Origin of the sequence: Phenylobacterium sp. CCH9-H3, assembly GCF_001557235.1 — a bacterium.
Lineage (GTDB): Bacteria > Pseudomonadota > Alphaproteobacteria > Caulobacterales > Caulobacteraceae > Phenylobacterium.
This window is the reverse complement of sequence record NZ_LSJI01000257.1, coordinates 1-368: the sequence shown is the minus strand read 5'-3', so window position 1 is coordinate 368 and position 368 is coordinate 1. Positions and strand designations below refer to the sequence as shown.

The 368-nt window shown below is 75.5% G+C and carries 1 protein-coding gene; it reads left to right on the top strand.

Going from position 1 to position 368, the window contains the following annotated elements:
• Positions 1–20: 20 nt before the first annotated feature.
• Positions 21–368, top strand: a 348-nt coding sequence (locus AX721_RS22665) for a hypothetical protein (RefSeq protein WP_068878236.1), incomplete at its 3' end; no start/stop codon positions are given.

Below are 368 nucleotides of genomic sequence, written 5' to 3'. Positions count from 1 at the left end.
GCTCGACCTATTGCGAGGCGATGGCCATGGAGATCTTCGCGCGGCTGTCGCTGGGCGAGTCGATGAGCGCCATCTGCCGCGACCCGACGATGCCGTCGCAGTCGACGGTGGCGCTGTGGCGGGCGCGGTATCCCGAATTCGCCGAGCGGGTGGCGCGGGCGCGGGGCGTGCAGGCCGAGCAGTTCTGCGACCTGGGCTGGGAGATCGCCTGCGCGGTGACGCCGGCCACGGCCTATGCCACCGAGGTGAAGCTGCGGCAGCTGCGCTGGACGGCGGCGGGGCTGGCGCCGGCGCGGTTCGGGCGGCACCGGCCGGTGGAGGCGGAGGCGACGCTGGAGCGGGAGGCCGCCTCGCCGGCCCAGCCGGGC